The sequence below is a fragment of the Fictibacillus sp. 23RED33 genome (genome assembly GCF_015903925.1).
Classification (GTDB): domain Bacteria; phylum Bacillota; class Bacilli; order Bacillales; family Fictibacillaceae; genus Fictibacillus; species Fictibacillus phosphorivorans.
The window spans coordinates 163,126-186,065 of the sequence record NZ_JACZDX010000001.1 but is presented as its reverse complement, the minus strand read 5'-3'; the positions used below and the strand labels follow the sequence as shown (position 1 = coordinate 186,065).

The following is a 22,940-nucleotide window of genomic DNA, read 5'->3' as shown; positions in this document are numbered from 1 at the left end:
TCCTTATTTCCCTTTTTTCACTTCATGCAGAAGATCTGGGAAGTTGGTGAAAATACCTGTTACACCCCAATCGATCAGTTTCTGCATCTCTTCTTTTTCATTTACAGTATACGGATGGATCTCTAGACCATTCTGAACGGCTTTCTGAACATACTCGCGGTCGATCATATCGCTGTTCGGCCCGATTCCCATCGCATATTTCTTGATTGATTGCACTTCTCTATCCGTTAAATCAGCAGGAGTTGTATACTCTAAAAGCTGAACAAGTTTCACGGATGGATCGATCTCGTTCATCTTCAACAAGCTTTCAGAGCTGAACGATTGAACCAACAGCTTATCTTTGTTAATTCCATAATCATTAACTACATCAAGAAGCTTTTGTTCCATACCCGGATAAACTTCAGGTGATTTTGTTTCAATATAATAGTTCGCATTCTTGCCAAAGGTTTGAAAGACTTCTTCCAATGTCGGAACTTGAAGACCTTCGTATTTTGCCTTTGCTTGTTCTGGATATTTCTCATTAAACCAGCTTCCTGCATCAAGCTGCTTGATTTCTTTTAGAGTAAAATCTTTTACTTGTCCTGTGCCGTTTGTTGTACGATCCAGTGTCTCATCATGCATTGCGATTAACTCACCATCTCTAGTCATCTGAAGATCGACTTCAATGTAATCTCCATGCATTTTTTCACCCATCTTATAAGAAGTAATCGTGTGTTCTGGAGCATAACCAGAAGCTCCTCGATGCGCAACATTTAAGATGTCTTTATGTTTTTCTTTTGCATCAACCACAGAAAAATCAGCCCCTATAAATGTCAGACTTAATGCTAAAGCTCCTACACCCATTTTAAATATATTCTTCATGATGCTGCACTCTCCCTTTGTTGTAAGTGAACTACTTTGTCACTGTAACAAGGAAATATGAACATGCTTTTGCATTTCTGTAAATCACATGTGAAGTTTTTGTATACAAAAAAGCTGGTTCGAAATGTTCGAACCAGCTTTTGTAAGTGCTTATTTTTGTTCTAAGAATTTCTTGATGGCAAACGAGACACCACTCTCATCATTTTCTTTCGTAACAAATGCGGCCATCTCTTTTACCTCATCCACAGCATTTCCCATCGCTACAGGAAAACCTGCCACTTCTAACATGGAAACATCGTTGTAGTTATCACCGATTGCCATCGTGTCTGTTAACGAGATTCCTTTGAGTTCAGCGTATCTTTTAACAGCCACACCTTTTTGTGCTTCACTGTTTGTAATCTCTAAGTTGTTATCAGCAGAAGCACTGACAGCAAGAGATTCAACACTTTTTAAATGCTGAAAAGCACGTTGGAGTTTCGCAGTATCTGCAGAAAAAGCAAGGAACTTATATACCTCAATACCATTCTCACTCAATAGTTTATCAAAATCTCCCACTACACTTACTAATCCTAAGCGAAAACGTCGAAGAGCTGCTTTTTGAACGTCGTCATCTGTTGCTTCTGGATTGGAAGTTAATACGATATCTTTCATCACTTCGTATGCTTTTTCACGATCATCTGTAAACGTTCCTTTGCTCGTGTAGAGCTCATAATAAATATCTTCTTCGTCTAAAATCTTTTTAATATCCTCGTACTGCTCAAACTTTAAAGGAATTGAAGAAAGGATCTCCCACCCTTCTGATCGAATCTCTGCACCATTTACACAAATAAGCGGTAGATGAAGATCAGCATCTTCTAGCGTGTGTTTTGCTTCATCATAAGAACGGCCTGTTGCGATGACAACATGATGGCCATCGTTTACAGCTTCCTTAATGGTTTCGCTGTTCTCTTTTGTAACTTTTAACTGTCGGTTAACTAAAGTTCCATCCATATCAATTGCGATTAATTTCATCTAAATCATCCTTTATTGCTTAGTCCATTAGTAAGTGTACCCATAATTGAAAGCTTGTTAATCATTATTTGAAGCTTATCAGGTAACAAAAAAAAGAGCTATAGATAGCTCTCCGATTTTACAAATTATTAATCTTTATAGATAAAAGATTGTACAACGTCCGTTACAGCATGAAAAATCTCAACGGCTTGAAAAGAGAGTACAGATAAAGCTGAAACGGAAAACAAACCAATTAGTACAAAACGAACTAAATGAGGCATCTTGTATCTCCTCCTTTTAATTGTGATTATACGCCCACCTTATCAACAAATCAATTCATAAGGTGTAATATTTACAAAGTAAATTATGACAATATCCTACAAGAACGTATAACCGTACAAAACGAGGATAGAAGATAGCACGACCACGATTACATTTAAGTTCAACCAAGCGGCGATGAATGCTGCACTAGCGCCGATGAATCCATATAGATAATTTTCTGGATTTATTGTTAGCACACCAGGAAAAATGAGAGCCCCCAATATAGCAAAAGGAACGTTCTTCAATATTCCTTGCACTCTTGGATGTAGATGATTCGTATGAAAGAGAACGAGCGGCAACATCCTTGGAATATAGGTTACGATTCCCATTCCGACAATTACCCATATGAATTGATCACTCATCTCCCTCATCCCCTTTCATAAAAAACTCAATTGAGACTGCTGCTATCAATGTGGATAAAATGATTCCCCATCCGCCGTTTAAAGTTGGGACAAGTGAGAAAATCGAATTTAATACTCCTGCACTAGCCGCAAGAGCAATTACTTTCTTGCTCTTTTTGGCAGCAGGTACGAGTAGTGCGATAAACATCGCATAAAGCGCGATCCCCATACTGTCCTGCAGCGATTGAGGAAGTCCCGACCCCATCACATAACCGACTCCTGAAAAAATCACCCAGCAGCTGTATGCAACGAGCCCTAATCCAAGCAGGTAGCTTCCCGTAATCTTTTTTTCGGTTGAGGTTGCAGCAACAGAAAAAGTTTCATCCGTTATAAAAAAAGCGTAGATCGCACGCAGCCATTTAGGTTCATCCTCAGCACGTTCCTTTAGAGAAGCACTCATAAGAAGATGCCTGATGTTCATGATGAAAGTAGTTAGGATTAGTTCTGCAGCCCCACTTAGTGCAACAATCATCGATAAGGCGATATATTGCGAAGCACCAGCAAACACGATAACACTCATCCCTATCGTTTCAAATAGACTTAACTCTGCAGCTTTAGCGAGCAGACCAAATGTAAATGCAACTGGCATATAACCAATCGCGATCGGCAAACCAGCTTGAACACCCTTTTTCCAGTATGCAGGTGTTTCTTCTCTATGTACGGCAGGGCTTGGCATCATCTCTTTTTCATCTCCGTTTTTGTAAGATGTGAATGGTGAATAAATTGTAAGGGGTCTGTCCCCGGGACAGACCCCTTATCATTACTTCTGTCCTGTAATAGTGCGAAGAATAAGGTCTACGCTATCAGAAGCTTTAAATGTTTCCATGCTTTTTTTTATCTGCTCTTGATCAGCCTTAAGATCTTTTAAAGAGGAGATCAATGTCACCTTTGTTAGTTCTTCTTCATAAAGGACGTGGCAATAGCCTTGTTTTTCAAAGGATTGAGCATTAAGGATCTGATCCCCTCTGCTCGCCGCTCTTGAAAGCGGGATGAGCAGCATCGGAATCTTGAGCGTCAGCCATTCAAAAATACTGTTCGATCCAGCACGAGAAATCACAAAGTCTGTTGCAGCAACCACGTCTGGAAGTTCACTTTGAATATACTCGAACTGTCTGTAGCCTTCTGTATTATCCAAACTTTCATCCATGTTGCCTTTTCCGCAGATGTGTACGATCTGATAAGAGCGTAACAATTCAGGCAGTGCTTCACGTAGAGCTTCATTGATCTTCCGCGCACCCAAGCTACCACCCATGATTGTTAGTACAGGCAGATGGCTTCGGAAGCCTAAGAAGGACAAACCTTTCTCTCTTGATCCTTGAAGCAGTTCATCACGAATCGGTGAACCTGTTACGATCGCTTGCCCGGCAGCAAAATGTTTCTTCGCTTCATCAAACGTAACGAAGATTTTTGAAGCAAATTTAGATGAGATTTTGTTAGCCAGACCTGGGGTAATATCTGATTCATGGATGTAAACAGGAATCTTACGCATCCATGCGGCGATAACTACAGGTACAGCCACAAAACCACCTTTTGAAAAGACAGCATCTGGTTTTATTTTTCCGAGCTTAAAATAAGCTTGTGCAACACCCGCTGCCACTTTAAAAGGATCTTTTATATTTTTCAAGTCAAAATAACGACGCAATTTCCCACTTGATATGCCGTGATAGGGCACGTTCGTTCCATCTTGGATCAAACTTTTCTCTATACCATCAACAGAACCGATATAATTCAAGTCCCATCCCATCTTCTCTAATTTAGGTATTAAGGCAAGATGCGGCGTTACGTGTCCAGCTGAACCACCGCCAGTTAAAACTAACTTCTTCAAACAGCATTCCTCACTTCTTTTATATCCGCCGTGCTTTCCTATAGCGGATGTTATCTTATCGCCATTTTAATATATGTAGCCCAAAAAAGAAAATGGCATGTGAGTGATAATTGTTTGTTTATTCTGATTGAATTTCACGTTTCTTTCGGTTATGGATGAAAGTTTTAGTAATTTTAGTTCAAGGGTAGCCTATATAAACGTCATATAGCTCATCGAAAGAAGTTCCCGCTGATACCCATAGGGGTATAAATGTGTTTAATTCTAGAAATTTAGTAATTAATTCTAGAAATTCCGGACTTATTCCGGCGAGTTTGGCGATAATTCGGCGAGTTTTACCTATATATCGGCGAGAAGACAGAACTCGACAAACTCTAGACGCGATATACCCTCAACAAAAAAACGGCCTACAAGACCGTTTTTTAACATCATCATTCATCATTCATACTGAACTTTTTTCTTTTTTGCGAGCAGGCGGTACATGAATTGCTTTTCCACTCACACTTTCAATCGCTTCAAGCCATGCTTCGTTTAAAGCTGGATGCGCATAAACTGGGTACGATAAGTCTTCTTCACGTGCTACCATCTCTAGTGCAAACGTTCCAGCTTGAATCATTTCGGCAGCTCCAGCTCCCATCATATGAATACCAAGCACAACATCGCTCTTTGAATCAATCACAATTTTAGACAAACCTTCTTTTTGACCAAGAATAGATGCAAAGCCATTGCCGCTCATAGAGAACTGACCCGTCTTCACTTCATAGCCTTCAGCTCGTGTTTGCTCTTCAGTCATACCTACTGAAGCAATCGGGGGATTCGTATGAACAACATAAGGAACTAGGCTTAAATTAAACATAGACTGTAATCCAGTCATATGTTCAGCTGCCGTCTTTCCTTGCTTGATCGCTTTTGATGCTAACTTCATCCCAATCGTACAGTCACCAGCTGCGTAAATGTTAGAAACAGAACTTTGGCTATGTTCGTTTATGATAATAAAACCATTCTCGTCACGTTCGATCGAAATCGCTTCTAGTCCTAGACTATCCACATTCGGCGAATAGCCAGCGGCATACAATACATGAGAAGTCTCAACAGAAACTTTTTCATCACCGTCTTTTATCAACGTTACGGTTACTGAATCAGACATCTCTTCTGCGCTTTCCCATAGATGACTCTTAAATACTTTTATCTTATTTTTCTTTAAGACTCGTTGCAGTTCTTTTTCGATGCTCGCGTCTAGACCAAATCCATCACTTGGAATAGCTATCGTAACATCACTTCCAAGCTGCTTGTAGGCCATAGCAGCTTCAAGCGCGAAGTAATCATCACCATAGATGAATAGACTTTCAGGAAGCTCTCTCAACTCCCACAACGTGTGTGGTGTCACCAATCTATTAGATAACGTGGCCTGTTCTGGCAACAATGGTGAGCTTCCTGTAGCGATAAGCGCGTGCTCAAATTCGTACATCTCAAAATGATGTCCATAGTCAATGCCTATTCTCTCACTGGACATGAAAGATGCTGTACCCGTTAAATGCTCAATTTTATTCGCTTTTATAAGGGCTTCTACTCCCTTTTGAAGTCCAGTTACAACCGAAGCATAGTAGTTTGAGAATGTATCATATTCAAAGCTTGCTTCTGAAACTGAAATTCCCATGTTTTTAAACTGAGAAAGGCTTGAAAAGTTAGAAGCAGACTGTGTAAGGCTCTTTGACGGAATACATCCTTTATGAAGGCAAACGCCGCCTAACTTTTCTTTTTCGATCAGCGTAACTTCCATTCCAAGCTGTGCCGCACGAATTGCAGCATGGTATCCACCAGGTCCGCCTCCGATAATAACGAGTTGTCGTTTTGTTGCAAAATCACCTACAACCATCTATATCAGCTCCAGTGTCATGAAGTAAGGATTCTCGATGAGTTCTTTTACTCGGTTCGTGAACATGACAGCCGTTGCACCGTCTGCAACTCGGTGGTCAAACGACATAGATACGTTCATCATAGAACGGATCACGATCTCATCTCCGATCACAACAGGCGTTTTCTTTGTTTTATGAAAAGCCATAAGTGCCACTTCAGGGTGATTGATGATCGGTGTCGCAGCGATCGATCCAAGCGGTCCAACATTAGAAATTGTAAATGTGCCGCCTGTCATATCTGAACCCTTCAACTTGTTTGTCTTAGCACGCGTGATCTTGTCTTTCATGTCAACCGCGATATCCCTTACATTTCTCTGTTCCACATGAGAGATAACCGGTACGATCAACCCTTCATCAGAATCTGTAGCAATTCCGATGTTCACGTTCTTCTCAAGACGAATCACTTCTTTCTCTTCGTCCAATTTCGCGTTAAAAATAGGGAAGTCCTTGAGTGCAATTTGAATCGCTTTTACGAAAAACGCAGCAACTGACACGTTCATCCCACGCTTGTTGTCAGGGTCCATCGCTTTAAGCTGTTTCTTCAGATCCATGACAGCTGTAACGTCGATCTCTTCAAAATGAGTAACATGCGGAATCGTCGCAAGAGATTGAACCATTTTCTTCGCGATCTGCTTCCTTCGACCTTTAAACGGAATTTCTTTCGTGTCACTTGTTGAAAACACTTGAGTCGATGTAGTCGCTTTTTCTTCTACAGAACTAACTGGTGTTTCCTCTGTTTCTGCTGCTGTAGTAGGCTGATCCATATAGTTATAAACGTCTTGGTCAGTCACTCGTCCCCCAGGTCCAGTGCCATTGACCTGTTCGATATCCACACCGTTCTCTCGAGCAATTTTTCTCGTATAAGGAGCAGCTAGAACACGTTTGTTCAGTGTTGCGATACCGCCAGCAAAGGTAGTGTGGCTCGGTGCTTTAACGATTTTTTCAACGACCGGTTGATCATTAGATTCTGGAACTTCTTCTGCATTTTGAGAAGACGACGCGAAGGCAGCATCAATCGTTAAGATGACAGATCCGACAGTCACTACATCTCCTTCTTTTACCTTGATGTCTTTTATCGTTCCGGCTGCTGGGGATGGTAGTTCTGCGGTTACTTTATCCGTTTGAACCTCTACTAAAGGCTGATCAACTTTAACGGAGTCTCCTGCTTTTACGAAAAAGTGTATAACTTCTCCTTCATGCATTCCTTCTCCGATATCATGCAATTTTACTTCTACCACTCACACTCACCTCCTAAAATTGCGTTACTTTATTAATAGCTTGAACAACACGATCTGCGCTTGGCAAGTAGTGATCTTCTAGTGCAAACATTGGAACCGGAGTATCAAAACCTGTTACGCGTTCAATTGGAGCTTTCATATACAGGAAAGATGTATCATTGATCAATGACATGATTGTTTCTCCAAGTCCACCCGTTCCCGGTGCTTCGTGAACAATGACTGCACGGCCCGTTTTTTGTACACTTTCTGCAATCATTTCTTTATCTAACGGATAGAGTGAACGAAGATCGATCACGTCACACTTGATTCCTTTTTCTTCAGCAGATTTTGCAGCTTTCATTACAACTTCGATCATCGCGCCATAAGCAAAGATCGTTACATCGCTTCCCTCTTGTAGCCGAGCAGCTTTCCCGAGTGGAACATTGTACTTTCCTTCTGGTACATCCATCTTTGTACTTCTGTAACAGCGCATCGGCTCTAGAAATAGGACGGGATCAGGATCTTCAATCGCTGAAACAAGCATTCCTTTTGCATCATATGGATTAGATGGAACGACAACTTTCATTCCAGGCATTCCTGTAAACAATGCTTCGACAGAATCAGAGTGGATTTCCGGTGCCCGAACGCCTGCTCCAAATGGGGCACGAATGACCATTGGCACTGTAAAATGTCCTAGTGTTCTCGCGCGGATGCGAGACGCATGCGTCATGATTTGATTGAAAGCGGGATAGATGAATCCAAGAAATTGCATCTCTGCGATCGGTTTAAAACCGTTCATCGCAAGTCCGATCGACGTACCGATAATGCCTGATTCAGCAAGCGGTGTATCAATCACTCGGTTCTCTCCGAATTCAGCAACTAGACCATCTGTTGCGCGGAACACACCACCGTTCTGTCCAACATCTTCACCAAGCACGATAACGTTCTCGTGCTCTTTCATCATCACTCTCATACCGTCTGTTACAGCTTGAACCATCGTTAATTTTTTCGTATCTACTAGCGTTGTCATTAGCGATCACCTCTTGAATGAGCGTATGCTTCTTTTTGGCTTTCGATCGGCCAAGGATTCTCTGCAAACACATGATCAAACACATCGTTATAATGTGGTGCTTGAGCTTCTTCCATCTCTTTTACTGCTGCTTCGATCTCAAGTGTAAGCGTTTCTTGAAGATCAGTTGCCCATTTCTCATCCCACATGTTTTCGTTTTTCATAAATCGCTCTAGTCTAAGAATCGGATCTGTCGTTTCACGGCGATTCACAGACTCTTCTTGGTTTCTGTATTTGGAAGGATCATCTGCTGTTGTATGTGCCCCATAACGCCACGTTACAGCTTCAATCAACGTTGGTCCTTCTCCTTTTCTTGCACGCTCGACTGCTGTACGTGTGTGGAAATATACAGCGAACACATCATTTCCATCTAATCGAACGCCTTCCATCTCGTACGCTACTGCTTTTTGAGCGATCGTTTTACTTTTCATCTGCTTTTCGATCGGTACAGAAATGGCAAACCCATTATTTTGATTAAAGAAAACAACAGGAGCGTTGAACACACTGGCAAAGTTTAGGCCTTCGTGAAAATCACCTTCTGATGTTGCACCGTCTCCGAAATAAACGATTGATGCACGATCTGTACCTTTTAACTTTTCAGCCCAAGCTGCTCCAGTTGCATGAAGAAGCTGTGATGCGATCGGTACGGCTGGAGGGAAAATATTCTTCCCTTCTGGAGGAATACAACCTTCTTGGCGACCTTTCCAATAAAGAAAGAGAGTTTTTAGAGAATGACCAAATGTCATCGTTGCCGCATGATCACGATAAGTTGGAAACATCCAATCGCCTTCACCCATCGCCATCGCGCTTCCGATCTGTGACGCTTCTTGCCCTTCGAAAGGAACGTACGTACCGATTCGTCCTTGACGCTGCAGGTTTACCCCTTTACGGTCAAAAAGCCTCGAACGAAGCATCTTCGTGTAAAGTTCTTTCGTTAGTTCCTCTGTGATCTCCCCGCGGTATGTTTCATCATTCCACTCGCCGTTCTCGTTAATGATCTGCATTTTTGGAAATAACTTTTCCATAGATAATTTCCCTCCTTAGTTTCGTACTTGCCATTTTGGTCTTCGGTTGTGAGCGAAAAAGCTGTTTCGTTTTGATCGGGCCTGAAGCTTTTCCTCACAGAAAAGATTTGCTGCTTCCATCGTAGATATCTGGTTCTTCGTGCTCTCACTATAAATCTGTATCAGGCTGTCATAGATCGCTCTTGTTTTTGTTAATACACGAGCTTTGTTCGGTCCATAAAGCTCATCTGCTACTTGAATAAGCCCTCCTGCGTTCACAATATAATCTGGGCCGTATAGAATTCCCTTTTGTTGCAGATAAAGCCCATGTTTATCTTCTAAAAGCTGATTGTTGGCACTTCCTACGATCGCTTTTACTTTCAACTGTTCGATCGTCTCGTCGTGAATGATTCCTCCGAGTGCACAAGGTATGAAAATGTCAGCGTCCACCCCATAGATGTCGCTTCCTTCCACTACTTCCACATTTCCAGGTAGCAGTTCTGCTCGTTCTTGAATCATCTTTAATGCTCTTTCGTTAATATCGGTAACATAGATTTGGGCACCGACAGCGAGAAGTTGCTCCGCGACCTTAAATCCTACTTTTCCTAGTCCTTGTATAGAGTAAGACTTACCCGCTAGATCATCTGTTCCTTCAAGCGTCTGGATAGTAGCTTGAAGTCCGTATATAACTCCTTGTGCTGTTGGAACAGAAGAGTCGCCGCTGCCACCATATTCTTCGGGTACCCCGACGATGCAATTCGTTTCTTTTAACGCGTGGACAAAGTCTTCAGGTGTCGTACCCATATCAGTTCCGGTATAAAAGCGACCGTTTAAAGAATCTACAAACTGTCCGAATGCTCGGAATAACTCTGGTGTACGATCTGACGTCGGATCTCCGATAATGACCGATTTCCCCCCACCGAAGTCAACATCTGCACCTGCGCATTTGTATGTCATTCCTTTTGACAGCCTAAGAACGTCCTCTAATGCCTCATCTACCGATCCATACGGTCTCATTCTGCATCCGCCGAGTGCTGGACCTAATGTAGTGTTATGTATGGCGATAATCGCCTTGAGACCTGTTGATGGATCGTTACAAAATACAACTTGCTCATGCTGTGATATTTTTTCAAACATGTGTAAATCCCCCTAGTATGTCTCTACTTACTCTATTCCTTCTTTACTTTGCTGCTTTAAAGTGTAAGCGCTTTCATTATAGTGCAAAAAAATTTAAATCTTCATCTCTTTAATTTTTTGTGAGATCGCTTCTCTCGGAAGGATATATTGTGTAACTTCTCCTTCGCCTGCTATCGCTTTTCCGTTATAGACGGTCACATCACATATGACTGCCTTTCCTTTAACTTCTCTTAATGTTGCCGTAACAGTAAGTTCAGCGCCTTCTGGTGTCGGAGCCATATGCTTGGCTGCAACTCCTCCTCCGATTCCTTCTTCATGATCTTCAAGATATGGTAATATAATCTGTCTCGCTGCCCATTCCATATGATAGACCATGCTAACAGTTGAATAAGCTGGGTGGACTAACTTTCCTTCAAATTGAGCAAACATATCGGGTGTAACGGTAGCTTTGATGGTAGCACTTTGGCCAACATTCATGCCTGATTTCATGCACACACCTCATATCTTTCATCTAATTTATATAACGATTTATATAACGTTTTCTTAACGTAATCATAACATTTTGTGTGATATCCGGTCAATGAATCCCCAGAATTGTTTGATTTGTAAGAAATATGAAAAATGTGCAAAAATAGCATTGGAGGTGTTTTTATTAATGGATGATTGTTTATTTTGTAACCCGATGAGTTTTCCAGAACAAAAAATAGTGTTTGAGAATGAAAGCTGCTACTTTCTGCAGAGTCCAAAAGCGCAAGATATTTTAGAAGGTGCGGGATTGATTATTCCAAAAGCTCATAAAGAGACTGTGTTTGATTTAAATGAAAAAGAGTGGAGAGATACCTATGAGTTGATGCAAAAAGCAAAAAGTTTGCTAGACTCAGAGTTTGAACCTGAGGGCTATAGCACGGGGTGGAACGTAAATCCAGTAGGAGGACAGAGTATTCCTCACGCTCACTTTCATATCATCCCTCGATTTGATGACGAGCCATTTGCCGGCAGAGGCATTCGTTCGTGGATAAAGTCTGAGGATAACCGCAGGCCTAACAGTGTAAGTAAGACTTTTTAAAAATCTGCTATTCCTTTTTATGTGATTGATGACCATTTTTATGTGATTCATCTTCTTTTTTATATGATTGATCACCATTTTTATGTGATCGACGCTATTTTTTATATGATTAAGTTCAGCCGAAGCTCCCTACCGCATGAAAAAGCTGATACAGCACATGCTATATCAGCTTTTTTATTATCATTTCCGCAACTGGTTCAACACTTCGTCGACTTTCGCATGATCTTCAGGAGCATCATCTATGTGCTTCCACAAAACATCTCCATTTTGATCAAACAGCCACGAACTTCCTTGAATGTTCACGTCTTGATTTTTCACTGCGCTTAAAAAATGCTTTCTTTCCGTCTTGTCTTTAGGCACAATGTCGCTTATCTTCACTTCACCTTTTAAGAGATCGGCCCCTACAGACAGCATGCTTTTCACGGTGGTCATGTGGTGGTTCCCCATCTCCTCGTATAGGTCTAGCTCTGGATCACCGTAGATTTCAAACGGAAATGGGCCATGTACATTCAAAAACTCTTGAATCTGATCACGATTAGCTGGTGCTACGACAACGACCTTAAAATCTAAGCGTTCAAACTTCTCAAATGACTCGCGCAACTGCGCAAGGAATTCTTGATAGTATGGTCAGCCAAGGTGTCTGACTAACACAAAAAAAGTTTGTTCTTCACCAAACAACTCATGCAGCGTAACAGGTTTTGAACCTTCAATGGATACCACTTCTTGATCTAGTTTCAACCCAGATCGCCTCCTCGTATTATACGTTCGGGTATTCCTGAGAAAGAGGGTGAAGCATGATTTCATCAACGACCATGTGTTTTGGTGCGCTTGCCATATACGCTACAGCTTCTGCGATATCGTCTACTTTTAGCCAATCTTCTTTAAAATCAAGACCTTGTTCAGAATCAGCAAAGTACGTATCAATCGCACCTGGATTTACAGTACCTACACGAACGCCAAATTCTCTCAGTTCTTGTGCAAGAGAACCCGAAAATCCTTGAACTGCGTACTTTGTAGCTGTATAGACAGAGCCGTTAGCAATCGTTCTTCGACCCACATCTGATGAGATCGTGATGATCGTCCCCTCTTTTCGCTCTTTCATATGTGGAACAACCGCTGTACTACATAAGAATACACCTTGTACGTTGACTTCAAACATTTTTTGAAAGTCTACTAATGAATGTTCTTCTGCTAATTTAAACTGTCCGATTCCAGCATTGTTTACTAGAATATCAATGTTACCAAACGTTTCAAACGTTTGTTTAAACAGTTCTGCTACGTCCGTTTCTTTCGTCACATCTGCTTTTATGGCAAGAACATCGAATCCCTTAGCTTTTAACTCTTCTCCCGTTTTGAAGATGCCATCAGACGAACCAATGATAGCAAGTTTTGCTCCTAATGTTCCTAACTTTTCTGCTATAGCTTTCCCACACCCACGAGTTGCTCCCGTTACTACTGCAATCTTGTCTTTCAACATTATTCATTCTTCCCTTCACTTCTGTATTTCACAAATTCTATTATTAACACAAAAAAGGCGCTAAAACCAATTATGGTCCGCGCCTTTCTTTCTAATTTTCTTTTAAAAAAGTCCAAGCATGTTAACAAATACGATGATGATCACAACAGGAACGACGTAACGGATCAACATTAGCCAAAGCGCAAAGCCTTTTACCGAAACAGATGAACCTGCTCTAAACTCTTCAAGAAGCATCTCTCTAGGATAACGATATCCTACAAACAACGCGATGAACAACGCTCCTAAAGGAAGCAGGATGTTGCTCACTAAATAGTCGAGTTGATCAAAGATAATCTTGTCAAACAGCGTGAAATCTGACCAAACTCCATATGACAACGTAGATGGTACACCAAATACAAAGATAAGGATTCCGATGATCCAAGACCATTTTGCACGGTTCTCTAACTCACCTTTCGTGATAGAAGCAACGATGATCTCTAACATCGAGAATGCTGATGTAAGTGTAGCAAACAAGAACAATGCTAAGAACACAATAAAGAATAATTGTCCGAACACGATCTGATCAAAAACGGCAGGAAGTACTACAAACAACAATCCAGGTCCTTCCGCTGGTTCTAGGCCTAATGAAAATACCCCTGGGAAGATCGCTAATCCCGCTAATAAGGAGATCAATACGTTGAGTAATACAATCGTGGTCGCCGATTTCGTAAGGCTTTCCTTCTTGCTCAAATAAGAACTGTACGTAACCATTACAGAGATACCCACACTTAATGAGAAGAAAGACTGACCTAAAGCAAATAGAATATCGTCTCCACCGATCTTAGAAAAGTCCGGGAACAAGAAGAACTTTACGCCTTCCATCGCATTATCTAATGTTAGTGAACGAATAATCAAAACAGCAAACAATACAAAAAGTGCTGGCATCATGATTTGGTTTGCTTTTTCAATTCCATTCTTAATACCACGGCTAACAACGAAAATCGTAACCATCATAAAGATGAATTGAGAGATCAAAACCGGCCATGTACTCGAGATTGACTCTCCGAACATTTGACTAAAGTCATGGTTAAAGAAGTCTCCTGAAAAACTTTTTCCAAGGTAGAGAATGATCCATCCACCAATTACACTGTAAAAAGATAATAAAATAAATGCAGTCGCTACACCCATTCTGCCTAGCCATGGCCATGCTGAACCTGGAGCGATCTTTCGATAAGCGGAAACCGCCTCTTTTTGCGCTCCTCGGCCGATAACAAACTCAGCCATTAAAAGCGGAAAGCCGATAAGAAACGTAAACAATAAAAAGAGAAGGAAGAAAGCTCCCCCACCACTAGTACCAGCTACATAAGGAAATTTCCAAATCGCACCGAGTCCGATTGCTGACCCTGCTGCAGCTAGAATAAAGGCTAACTTTGACGTCCACTGGTCTTGCTGATTCATAATTACATACACCCTCCTGTTACTAATACTACTGAATTAGATGAAACGATTGTTTAACATACTTACTGCTTCTCTTGCTTCTTTCATCATGGTTTCAAGCATTTCTTTCACGCTCGGTACATCTGAAATCACACCTGCGATCTGACCGCTATTAATAAAACCGTTCTCCAAGTCCCCTTTTACAGCTCCTAAAATATGATGATCTTCTGAGGTGTGTGTAACAAACTCTTCAGGTGAGACGCCATTTTTTTCAAGTTGAATCAACTTCTGAGCATAAGGTGTATCGTAAATTCTTCTGATCTTTCCGGTTGAGCGGCCAACGATTAACGTTTTTGTATCATCTGCTTCTACTAAGGAAGTTTTGTATTTCTCATGAAATGGTGCTTCCTTTGTTGCGATGAAACGAGTTCCCATCTGAACACCTTGTGCACCAAGAGCAAAGGCAGCTGCCATACCGCTTCCATCTGCTATACCTCCAGCCGCGATGACTGGAATAGTTACACTCTTGGAGACCTGAGGCAATAGAACCATAGTCGTCGTCTCATAAGGTGAGTTTAGTCCCGCAGCTTCATAGCCTTCAGCTACTAGCAGATCTGCTCCTGCTGCTTCTGCTTTTTTGGCATGATAGACAGAAGCTATAACACAGATAACCTTCAATCCATGTTCCTTTAATTTCGGTATGTAAGGTGCTGGATTACCTGCAGATAAGGAAACAACTTCCACTTTATGTTTGATCAGAAGTCTAAGAATTTCTTTTACATTTGATGCAACGGTTAAAGGTACATTAACAGCAAATGGCCTGTCTGTCATCCCCTTTGTTGCAATTATCAAATTTTCTACCTCTTCAGGTGACATCGTACCAGCACCGATCGTGCCTAATCCACCTGCATTTGATATAGCAGAAGCTAGTTCTGCATTACTAACATTTCCCATTCCGCCTTGAAGGATCGGATACTGAATGTTTAACTTTTCACAGATGGAATTCAATTTCTCCACTTCCCATTCTAACCTTTGTTATACTGAACCTATAACCTGTTACGAGGGAGGCTCATTATGAAATACACGTTTAATGGCAAAACACCAGATGTTCACGAAAGCGCTTTTATCGCCCCTGGGGTTCACTTGATTGGCGACGTTACAGTAGAAGAAGGAGCAAGCGTCTGGTTTAACTCCGTTCTTCGAGGTGATGAAGGACCTATCTCCATCGGCAAAAAGACTAACGTTCAAGACAATTGTACCCTTCACCTATATGAAGGGTATCCCCTCATTCTAGAAGATGAGGTGTCGATCGGTCACAACGTCATCCTGCACGGATGTACGATTAAAAAAGGTGCACTCGTTGGCATGGGGTCTACCATTCTTGATGGTGTAGAAATTGGCGAACAAGCATTCATCGGTGCGAACACACTAATTCCTCCCGGCAAAAAAATACCGCCGCGTGTCATGGTCATGGGTTCACCGGGTAAAATCATACGCGAACTGAACGACGATGATCTAAAGCTTATTCAGCTTACGATCGACACGTATTATGAAAAAGGGAAACAGTTTCGTGACGAATTAAAAGAGTAGTAGAAAAGCACTTTCGTACAATAGCTTGCGAAAGTGCTTTTTTAGTTGTCTCTAACCTAATTCTTTTATGACCGGTTCTCCTGAATAAGAGGATGATTAAGAGCATCAAACTCTGAATCTTTCTTTAAATCGTTTCCATCCGAATAGATGCTTTCAAAGAAACGACTTGCTGGCCCTGCCAGTGCACGGTAGTAATCACTGAAGAGTGAAGCTGCGTGATCACCTAGCCATTCTGCATGAAGAAGCTCCTTCGGTAAACCTGGATCGATGAAAAGAAACTTACGGTATTCGTGAACAAGCTTAGTGCGCTCTACGAAGCATTCTCCGTCTGTCATCTCACCTTTTTCAATCTTATTCTTATCGATCACATATTTTTGAGAATACGTTACGATGAACTCGTTGTATTTCTCGTTAATGTCGTTTAAATCCCAACACTCAGAAACTAGCTTTTCATTCTCATTGGGCCCATTGTAAACGGCTGTAAAAGAATGAACATAGTCTTTGATGTCATATTTATCGATCATAGATTGAATCTGCTCTGAGTATGCGTGTGGTGAGATCCAAAAGCTGTTTGCCAGTAGACCAAACCCGCTCCAGACCAGTTCTTTTCGAAGTTCATCACGAATGCTTCTTTTCTCTTCAGGAATCGTATAGGTGAACATCATCCATTCGCCGTTCCACGGCTCCTGTTGTGCGTTAAAGATTCTCTTTGCCGCTTCATCCATCCGCTTCTTTCCACGCTCTGTTAAATAATAATAACTTTTATTCCCTTGTTTTCTAGCTGCGATCCAGCCTTGCTTATTCATTCTGGAAATCGCTGCTCTTACGGCTTGTTCGTTGTGACCAAACTCTTCTAACAATCGAATCAAGCTGCCGATCCATATCTCACTGCCATAATGCCGGATATAGTCTCCGTACAATGTGAAAATCATGGAACGTGTGTTTAAACTATTCTGCATGTTCATACCCTCATTTGTACCTGTTATTGTCTGTACAATCCTACCATAAAGAAAACTTAGCTGACATCAAGTCTTTCACGTCAATTTAGTTGCACTCATACGATCGACTTAAATCTGGAACCTCATCGAAAAACATCATGCAAAAAAGTTATACTCTATAATAGTAGAATTACTGAGACAGAAACAAGTTACTCTCCCTTAAATACAGGTGGTCTTTTTTCTCCAAAAGCAACGAGCGCTTCCATTCGATCTTTTGTAGGAATCGTCACTTCATACGCTTTCGCCTCAATCGCAAGTCCTGTCTGCAGATCAACTTCTGTTCCATGCTTGATCGCATACTTTGCTTGCTGAACAGCTACTGGTCCATTCTTCATGATAAGACCAGCATAGTTTTCACAAACAGCCATCAATTCTTCTCTTGACGTCACTTGGTTCAAGATGCCGTAAGAAAAAGCTTCTTCCGCCATCATCTTTTTTGCTGTTAAGATCAGTTCCATCGCTTTCGCTTGTCCGATCAGTCTCGGAAGACGCTGAGTTCCGCCTGCCCCAGGAATGATTGCCCAACTAAGTTCTGTAAGACCCATCGACGCTTCTCTCACAGAAACTCGAAGATCACAAGCTAGAGCCAACTCGAAGCCGCCTCCAAAAGCATGGCCATTGATTGCACAGATCGTAGGCTGCGGCAAAGCTTCAACAGCAGAGAACACATCGCGGATCTTGCGTACATTTCTTCTTACTTCTGATTCACTTAACGTACGGCGTTCTTTTAGATCAGCTCCTGCACTGAATGCTTTCTCCCCTGCACCTGTAAAAATTACAACACGAACATCACTGTTGTGATGAATGTCTTCTACTACTTCTTCAAGCTCTTTTAACGTTGAAAAATTAAAGCAGTTCAATACTTCCGGACGGTTTAATGTTACATAAGCAACATAATCTTTTACTTCGTATAAAATAGCACTCACTTTAGGTGACCCTCCTATTCATTGATCGCTTCCACGATGGAAGCAATACCTTGACCAACACCGATACACATGGTTGCGAGACCGTAGCGCGATCCTTGCTTTTTCATTTCGTGAATAAGCGTTGTTAAAATGCGCGCACCGCTAGCTCCAAGTGGATGGCCAAACGCAATCGCACCGCCGTTCACGTTAACTTTACTGTGATCAAGTCCCAGTTCGCTCATACAGGCAAGAGATTGTGATGCAAAAGCTTCATTCAACTCGACCAAATCAAGGTCAGCTATAGAGAGACCTGCCCGCTTCAATGCTTTTTTGGAAGCTTCGATCGGACCTACACCCATTATAGCTGGTTCCAGACCTGCAACACCGGAAGAGACATATCGAGCTAAAGGCTTTAATCCTAGCTGATCTGCTTTTTCACGGCTCATCAACAGTAATGCAGAAGCTCCATCGTTCACCCCAGAAGCATTTCCCGCTGTGACGCTTCCGTTTTTAAACAACGGTTTAAGCGTACCAAGCTTTTCAAGCGACGTTTCAGGACGAGGGTGTTCATCTTCTGTCACCCACGTTTCGTTTCCTTTTCGGTCTACTATTCTTACAGGAACGATCTCCTCTTTAAATCGGTTCTGTAGGGTAGCTTCTTTTGCTTTTTGTTGAGAATCATATGCGAATTGATCTTGTTCTTCTCTTGTAATTCCATATTTCTTCGCTACGTTCTCTGCTGTTTCAGGCATAGAGTCTGTACCGAACTTTTCATGCAGAAGCGGATTAACGAAACGCCATCCGATCGTCGTATCAAACATTTTCATATCACCACGAGGATAGTCGACCTCAGGCTTTCCCATTACGAGTGGTGCGCGTGTCATACTCTCCGTTCCACCCGCGATGAAGATATCACCTTCTCCTGCCAAGATAGCCCTGGCACCGTAAATGACCGCATCCATACCAGATCCACATAAGCGGTTGATCGTCGTTCCACCTACTTCAACAGGAAGTCCAGCGAGTAAAGCAGACATTCTTGCCACGTTACGATTATCTTCTCCTGCTCCATTGGCGTTTCCGAATATTACTTCTTCGATCTCTCCAACAGGAAGTTCAGGGTTTCTTTCAACAAGCGCTTTGATTACCACTGCTCCTAAATCATCGGGGCGAACCGTTTTTAGTCCACCTTTATATCTTCCTATAGGTGTACGGACAGCATCAACGATGACGACCTCTTTCATTACTTTTTCACCCCGCTGTCTTCCCTGGTATAGTCGTATACCCCTTTACCTGACTTTCGGCCAAGTCTTCCCGCTTTAACATACTTCACTAATAGGGGTGCCGGACGATATTTTTCGCCTAACGTTTTATGAAGATAGTTCAAGTTATTCAGTCGTGTATCAAGACCTACTAAATCGCCGAGCTCGAACGGCCCCATTGGAAAATTCAAACCAAGTTTAATGGCTTTATCGATATCTTCTGGTGTACCAACACCTTCTTGCAGCATATAGAAAGCTTCATTCCCAATCATGGCAGAGATTCGGCTTGTAACGAATCCTGGAAACTCATTAACGGTTACTGTTTCTTTACCCATCTTCACAGCAGCTTCCTTAGCGAGTTCAACCGTTTCATCGCTTGTTTCATGCCCGCGAACGATCTCAACGAGTGGCATTCTATGGACCGGATTAAAGAAGTGCATGGCGATTACTTTTTCAGGTCGTTTTGTAAATGAACCAATTTCTGTCGGACTCATCGTTGAAGTGTTTGTCGCAAGGACACAATGTTCAGGTGCTGAACGGTCTAGTTCTTCAAAAACAGCACGCTTGATCTCTATATTTTCTGGAACAGCTTCAATCACTAGATCAGCACCGCTCACGGCTGCTGATAGATTCGTAGCATATGAAAGTCTTGTTTGCGCTTCCTCAGCCACACTTTGTGATAACTTTCCGCGAGATACTGCTTTTGAAAAAATAGAATCGATCTCTTTTTTTGCATTTTGTAGTTGTTCTTCTTTTACATCAACGAGCTGAACATCAAAACCGCCAACTGCGCTCACATAGGCGATTCCTCTTCCCATCACACCAGATCCGATGACAACAGCATTTTGTATCAATAGTCTCTCCTGCCTTTCTTTTAAACAAGTGTTTAACGTTTTGTATGCATAGATGCTTTTGTAAGTGGTTGATTTCCGTTCCAGGATGCTCGCTTTCCGCGGGGCAGGCGGTGAGCCCCTTGCCGCTTTGCGCCCTTAAGGGTCTCACCTGACCGCCAGTCCCGCAGGAGTCTCGCACCTTGCACTCCAACCAACTGGTCATTGAAGCTATAGATAAAGAACCTTTTCAAATAAAACATTGTATAAAAAGCGAGCACGATGGCCCGCTTTTCCAAGTTTGTTACTAGATCTCTCAACGCAAGTTAACAGAGCTAGACATAAACTAAATTACAGATTAAAAGGATTCAACGGACGTGATCCTGTGTAGGACACGACGCTCTTTGTTTCTGAATAAAGATCAAGTGTCTCGATACATAGCTCGCGGCCGAAACCGGATTGCTTGTAGCCGCCGAATGGTGTTCCTGGGAATGCAGAGAATGGTGAGTTGATCATGATCGTTCCAGCTTGAATCATGCCTGCAACACGAGTTGCCTTCGCATGATCCTTCGTCCAGATCGCTGCTGCTAAACCAAAGTCTGTGTTGTTTGCTAGTTTCACAGCCTCTTTTTCGTCCTTAAACGTAGACACCACGACAACCGGTCCGAAGATTTCTTCTTTAACTACTTTCATGTCTTCATTTACATCTGTGATGATCGTCGGAAGGTACCAATGACCGTTTTCATAACCGTCCACTTTTGCACGTCCACCGCCTAGAAGGATAGTTGCTCCTTCTTCTTCAGCCGATTTCACGTAACCGTCGATCACTTCAAGCTGGCGCTCTGAAATGATTGCTCCAACATGTGTACTTTGATCGAGTGGATTACCTAGTACAAGCTTCTTCGCTTTTTCAACGAACTTTTCCATGAAAGCATCATATACACTTTCCTCGATATAAAGACGAGAACGTGCTTCACAAGATTGACCTGTGTTATAAAAAATACCAAATAATGAGCCGTCGACTGCCGCATCAATATCTGTATCCGCAAAAACTAAATTAGGAGATTTCCCGCCAAGTTCAAGCGTTACACGTTTTAACGTTTGAGACGCCTTAGCCATAATGTCTTTTCCTGTTCCTGTTTCACCAGTGAACGCGACTTTATCAACACCTTCGTGTTCAGCAAGGTATGAACCTACCGTAGCTCCGTCACCTGTAATGATGTTTACAACACCTTCTGGAACACCCGCTTCATGGCAGATCTCTGTCATTACGATCGCTGTTAGTGGCGTTAAGCTCGCAGGCTTTAGAATGACCGAACAACCAGTTGCGATTGCTGGTGCGATCTTCCACGCTGCCATCATCATCGGATAGTTCCAAGGAATAATCTGTGCGCATACGCCTAGAGGTTCTTTTAACGTGTAGTTCATGAACGGTCCTGGCATCGGGTTTACAGCACCGCGGTGGCTGACGATTGCACCCGCATAGAACTCAAAGTCTTCAATCGCTTGCATGACTTGACCTTGTGCAGCACTTAACGATTTTCCGCTGTTTAAAATTTCAAGCTCAACAAGCTCGTTATAACGAGAACGCATGATGCTAGCAATCTTGTTCATCGTACGAGAACGCTTATTTACAGGAGAGCGCTTCCATTTCCCTGTTTCAAAAGCTGTTCTTGCCGCCTCAACAGCACGGTCAACATCCGCTTTCGTTGCTTTCGCTACTTTCGCTAACGGTTCACCTGTTGCTGGATTATATGTAACAAAGTATTCTCCTTCAGATCCACCAACACTTTGTCCTCCAATAACCATTTCGTATACATCACGTTTTACTGCTTTCACTTCTGTCTTTGTGCTCATGTTCTCCACTCCTTTTGATCTAGATGTCTATTTTCCTGTGAATGCTGGTTTTCTCTTTTCTATAAATGCATGAAGACCTTCTTGGTGATCCGCTGACTCTCCAGCAATTTTTTGCGCTTGTGCTTCATATTCCAGCACCTCGTTCAAATCGCTTTCCCAGCTTTTATTCATATAGCGTTTGATGAGCCCGATTGCTTTCGTTGGCATGTTGGCTAGTTTTTCAGCGAACGTTTCCACTTCAAGCATGAACTCTTCTTCACTTACCGTTTTCGTTACAAGTCCAAACTCTTTTGCTTGTTGAGCGGTAATCTTCTCACCTAACACAGCAAGCTCCATTGCTTTTGCATGTCCTACTAAACGAGGCAAGAAGTACAGATTTCCAGAATCAGGTACAAGACCAACATGAATGAACGCTTCTATGAAACTCGCTTTTTCACTTGCGATACGGAAGTCACAAGCTAGCGCGAGACTCATTCCTGCACCAGCCGCAACACCGTTCACGGCTGCGATAACTGGCTTCTCCATGCCAACTAGTGCTTGCACCATCGGATTATATCCTTTTCGCAGAACATCGCCATAATCAGCGCCCTCTGGTGAACCTGTTAGATCTTGACCTGAACAGAATGCACGCCCTGCGCCTGTTATAACAACGGCTCTCACATTGCTGTCTTTGTTGGCTTCTTTTATCGCAGAAACCATTTCCTTATGCATGAGCGAAGTGAATGCATTGAGCTTATCCGGACGATTTAAAGTAATCCAAGCCGTTTTTCCTCTTGTTTCGTAGCTGATCGTTTCAAACATGTT

At 42.2% G+C, this 22,940-nt stretch carries 24 protein-coding genes; 2 read left to right on the top strand and 22 right to left on the bottom strand.

Features of this window, described 5'->3' with window-relative positions; translation table 11 throughout:
- Nucleotides 1–3: 3 nt before the first annotated feature.
- The 12 genes from IHV09_RS01010 to IHV09_RS00960 form a co-directional block, all read right to left on the bottom strand.
- Entirely contained in the window at nt 4–861 is an 858-nt protein-coding gene (locus tag IHV09_RS01010) for a glycerophosphodiester phosphodiesterase (protein ID WP_197263409.1), read from the bottom strand.
- Between the two features lie 150 nt (nt 862–1,011).
- A complete protein-coding gene (locus IHV09_RS01005) occupies nt 1,012–1,872 on the bottom strand; it encodes a Cof-type HAD-IIB family hydrolase (RefSeq protein ID WP_197263408.1) in 861 nt (286 codons plus the stop codon).
- A gap of 128 nt (nt 1,873–2,000) precedes the next feature.
- The gene (locus tag IHV09_RS22580; RefSeq protein ID WP_255520061.1) at nt 2,001–2,132 is read right to left on the bottom strand and encodes a hypothetical protein; all 132 of its coding nucleotides are present in this window, start codon (nt 2,130–2,132) and stop codon (nt 2,001–2,003) included.
- Nucleotides 2,133–2,228: 96 nt separating this feature from the next.
- Nucleotides 2,229–2,534, bottom strand: a complete 306-nt coding sequence (locus tag IHV09_RS01000; protein WP_197126916.1) for an AzlD domain-containing protein — start codon at nt 2,532–2,534, stop codon at nt 2,229–2,231.
- Nucleotides 2,527–3,252 carry an AzlC family ABC transporter permease gene (locus tag IHV09_RS00995; RefSeq protein ID WP_370568916.1) on the bottom strand — a complete coding sequence of 242 codons (726 nt, stop codon included), beginning with the start codon at nt 3,250–3,252 and terminating at the stop codon, nt 2,527–2,529. Before IHV09_RS00995 ends, IHV09_RS01000 begins: the two co-directional genes overlap by 8 nt.
- A gap of 81 nt (nt 3,253–3,333) precedes the next feature.
- Nucleotides 3,334–4,398, bottom strand: coding sequence for an undecaprenyldiphospho-muramoylpentapeptide beta-N-acetylglucosaminyltransferase (locus IHV09_RS00990; RefSeq protein WP_197263407.1), 1,065 nt, complete (start codon nt 4,396–4,398; stop codon nt 3,334–3,336).
- A gap of 439 nt (nt 4,399–4,837) precedes the next feature.
- Nucleotides 4,838–6,271, bottom strand: a complete 1,434-nt coding sequence (gene lpdA, locus IHV09_RS00985) for a dihydrolipoyl dehydrogenase (RefSeq protein ID WP_197263406.1) — start codon at nt 6,269–6,271, stop codon at nt 4,838–4,840.
- Entirely contained in the window at nt 6,272–7,549 is a 1,278-nt protein-coding gene (locus tag IHV09_RS00980; protein ID WP_197263405.1) for a dihydrolipoamide acetyltransferase family protein, read from the bottom strand.
- 13 nt (nt 7,550–7,562) lie between these two features.
- Nucleotides 7,563–8,558: an alpha-ketoacid dehydrogenase subunit beta gene (locus tag IHV09_RS00975; RefSeq protein ID WP_197126912.1), complete on the bottom strand. Its 996-nt coding sequence runs from the start codon at nt 8,556–8,558 to the stop codon at nt 7,563–7,565.
- Nucleotides 8,558–9,622, bottom strand: a complete 1,065-nt coding sequence (pdhA, locus tag IHV09_RS00970; protein WP_197126911.1) for a pyruvate dehydrogenase (acetyl-transferring) E1 component subunit alpha — start codon at nt 9,620–9,622, stop codon at nt 8,558–8,560. Before pdhA ends, IHV09_RS00975 begins: the two co-directional genes overlap by 1 nt.
- A gap of 15 nt (nt 9,623–9,637) precedes the next feature.
- Nucleotides 9,638–10,738: a Leu/Phe/Val dehydrogenase gene (locus IHV09_RS00965; RefSeq protein ID WP_197263404.1), complete on the bottom strand. Its 1,101-nt coding sequence runs from the start codon at nt 10,736–10,738 to the stop codon at nt 9,638–9,640.
- Between the two features lie 93 nt (nt 10,739–10,831).
- Nucleotides 10,832–11,227 carry a thioesterase family protein gene (locus tag IHV09_RS00960; protein WP_197190792.1) on the bottom strand — a complete coding sequence of 132 codons (396 nt, stop codon included), beginning with the start codon at nt 11,225–11,227 and terminating at the stop codon, nt 10,832–10,834.
- Nucleotides 11,228–11,393: 166 nt separating this feature from the next.
- Here IHV09_RS00960 and IHV09_RS00955 point away from each other — a divergent pair, with 166 nt between their 5' ends.
- A complete protein-coding gene (locus IHV09_RS00955) occupies nt 11,394–11,804 on the top strand; it encodes an HIT family protein (RefSeq protein ID WP_197190793.1) in 411 nt (136 codons plus the stop codon).
- Nucleotides 11,805–11,984: 180 nt separating this feature from the next.
- Here IHV09_RS00955 and IHV09_RS00950 read toward each other — a convergent pair whose 3' ends face one another.
- The 4 genes from IHV09_RS00950 to IHV09_RS00935 form a co-directional block, all read right to left on the bottom strand.
- On the bottom strand, nt 11,985–12,404 hold the full coding sequence (locus tag IHV09_RS00950; protein WP_197263403.1) for an AhpC/TSA family protein: 420 nt from the start codon (nt 12,402–12,404) through the stop codon (nt 11,985–11,987).
- Between the two features lie 157 nt (nt 12,405–12,561).
- A complete protein-coding gene (locus IHV09_RS00945) occupies nt 12,562–13,281 on the bottom strand; it encodes an SDR family oxidoreductase (protein ID WP_197190795.1) in 720 nt (239 codons plus the stop codon).
- 102 nt (nt 13,282–13,383) lie between these two features.
- Nucleotides 13,384–14,718 (bottom strand): sodium-dependent transporter, encoded by a 1,335-nt coding sequence (locus tag IHV09_RS00940; RefSeq protein ID WP_197126905.1) that lies wholly within the window; start codon nt 14,716–14,718, stop codon nt 13,384–13,386.
- 36 nt (nt 14,719–14,754) lie between these two features.
- Nucleotides 14,755–15,705 carry an NAD(P)H-dependent flavin oxidoreductase gene (locus IHV09_RS00935; RefSeq protein ID WP_197264111.1) on the bottom strand — a complete coding sequence of 317 codons (951 nt, stop codon included), beginning with the start codon at nt 15,703–15,705 and terminating at the stop codon, nt 14,755–14,757.
- A 66-nt stretch (nt 15,706–15,771) separates the two neighbouring features.
- Here IHV09_RS00935 and IHV09_RS00930 point away from each other — a divergent pair, with 66 nt between their 5' ends.
- Nucleotides 15,772–16,287, top strand: a complete 516-nt coding sequence (locus tag IHV09_RS00930; protein ID WP_197126903.1) for a gamma carbonic anhydrase family protein — start codon at nt 15,772–15,774, stop codon at nt 16,285–16,287.
- Between the two features lie 65 nt (nt 16,288–16,352).
- On the opposite strand, the gene paaX is transcribed toward IHV09_RS00930, so the two are convergent.
- The 6 genes from paaX to IHV09_RS00900 form a co-directional block, all read right to left on the bottom strand.
- Nucleotides 16,353–17,246 carry a phenylacetic acid degradation operon negative regulatory protein PaaX gene (paaX, locus tag IHV09_RS00925; protein ID WP_197263402.1) on the bottom strand — a complete coding sequence of 298 codons (894 nt, stop codon included), beginning with the start codon at nt 17,244–17,246 and terminating at the stop codon, nt 16,353–16,355.
- A gap of 188 nt (nt 17,247–17,434) precedes the next feature.
- A complete protein-coding gene (locus IHV09_RS00920; RefSeq protein WP_197126901.1) occupies nt 17,435–18,211 on the bottom strand; it encodes an enoyl-CoA hydratase-related protein in 777 nt (258 codons plus the stop codon).
- 14 nt (nt 18,212–18,225) lie between these two features.
- The gene (locus IHV09_RS00915) at nt 18,226–19,431 is read right to left on the bottom strand and encodes a thiolase family protein (protein WP_197263401.1); all 1,206 of its coding nucleotides are present in this window, start codon (nt 19,429–19,431) and stop codon (nt 18,226–18,228) included.
- Nucleotides 19,431–20,303, bottom strand: a complete 873-nt coding sequence (locus IHV09_RS00910; RefSeq protein WP_197263400.1) for a 3-hydroxyacyl-CoA dehydrogenase — start codon at nt 20,301–20,303, stop codon at nt 19,431–19,433. Before IHV09_RS00910 ends, IHV09_RS00915 begins: the two co-directional genes overlap by 1 nt.
- Before the next feature lie 327 nt (nt 20,304–20,630).
- A complete protein-coding gene (locus IHV09_RS00905) occupies nt 20,631–22,136 on the bottom strand; it encodes an aldehyde dehydrogenase family protein (protein ID WP_197126898.1) in 1,506 nt (501 codons plus the stop codon).
- A gap of 27 nt (nt 22,137–22,163) precedes the next feature.
- Nucleotides 22,164–22,937 (bottom strand): enoyl-CoA hydratase-related protein, encoded by a 774-nt coding sequence (locus IHV09_RS00900; protein WP_197126897.1) that lies wholly within the window; start codon nt 22,935–22,937, stop codon nt 22,164–22,166.
- Between the last annotated feature and the right edge of the window lie 3 nt (nt 22,938–22,940).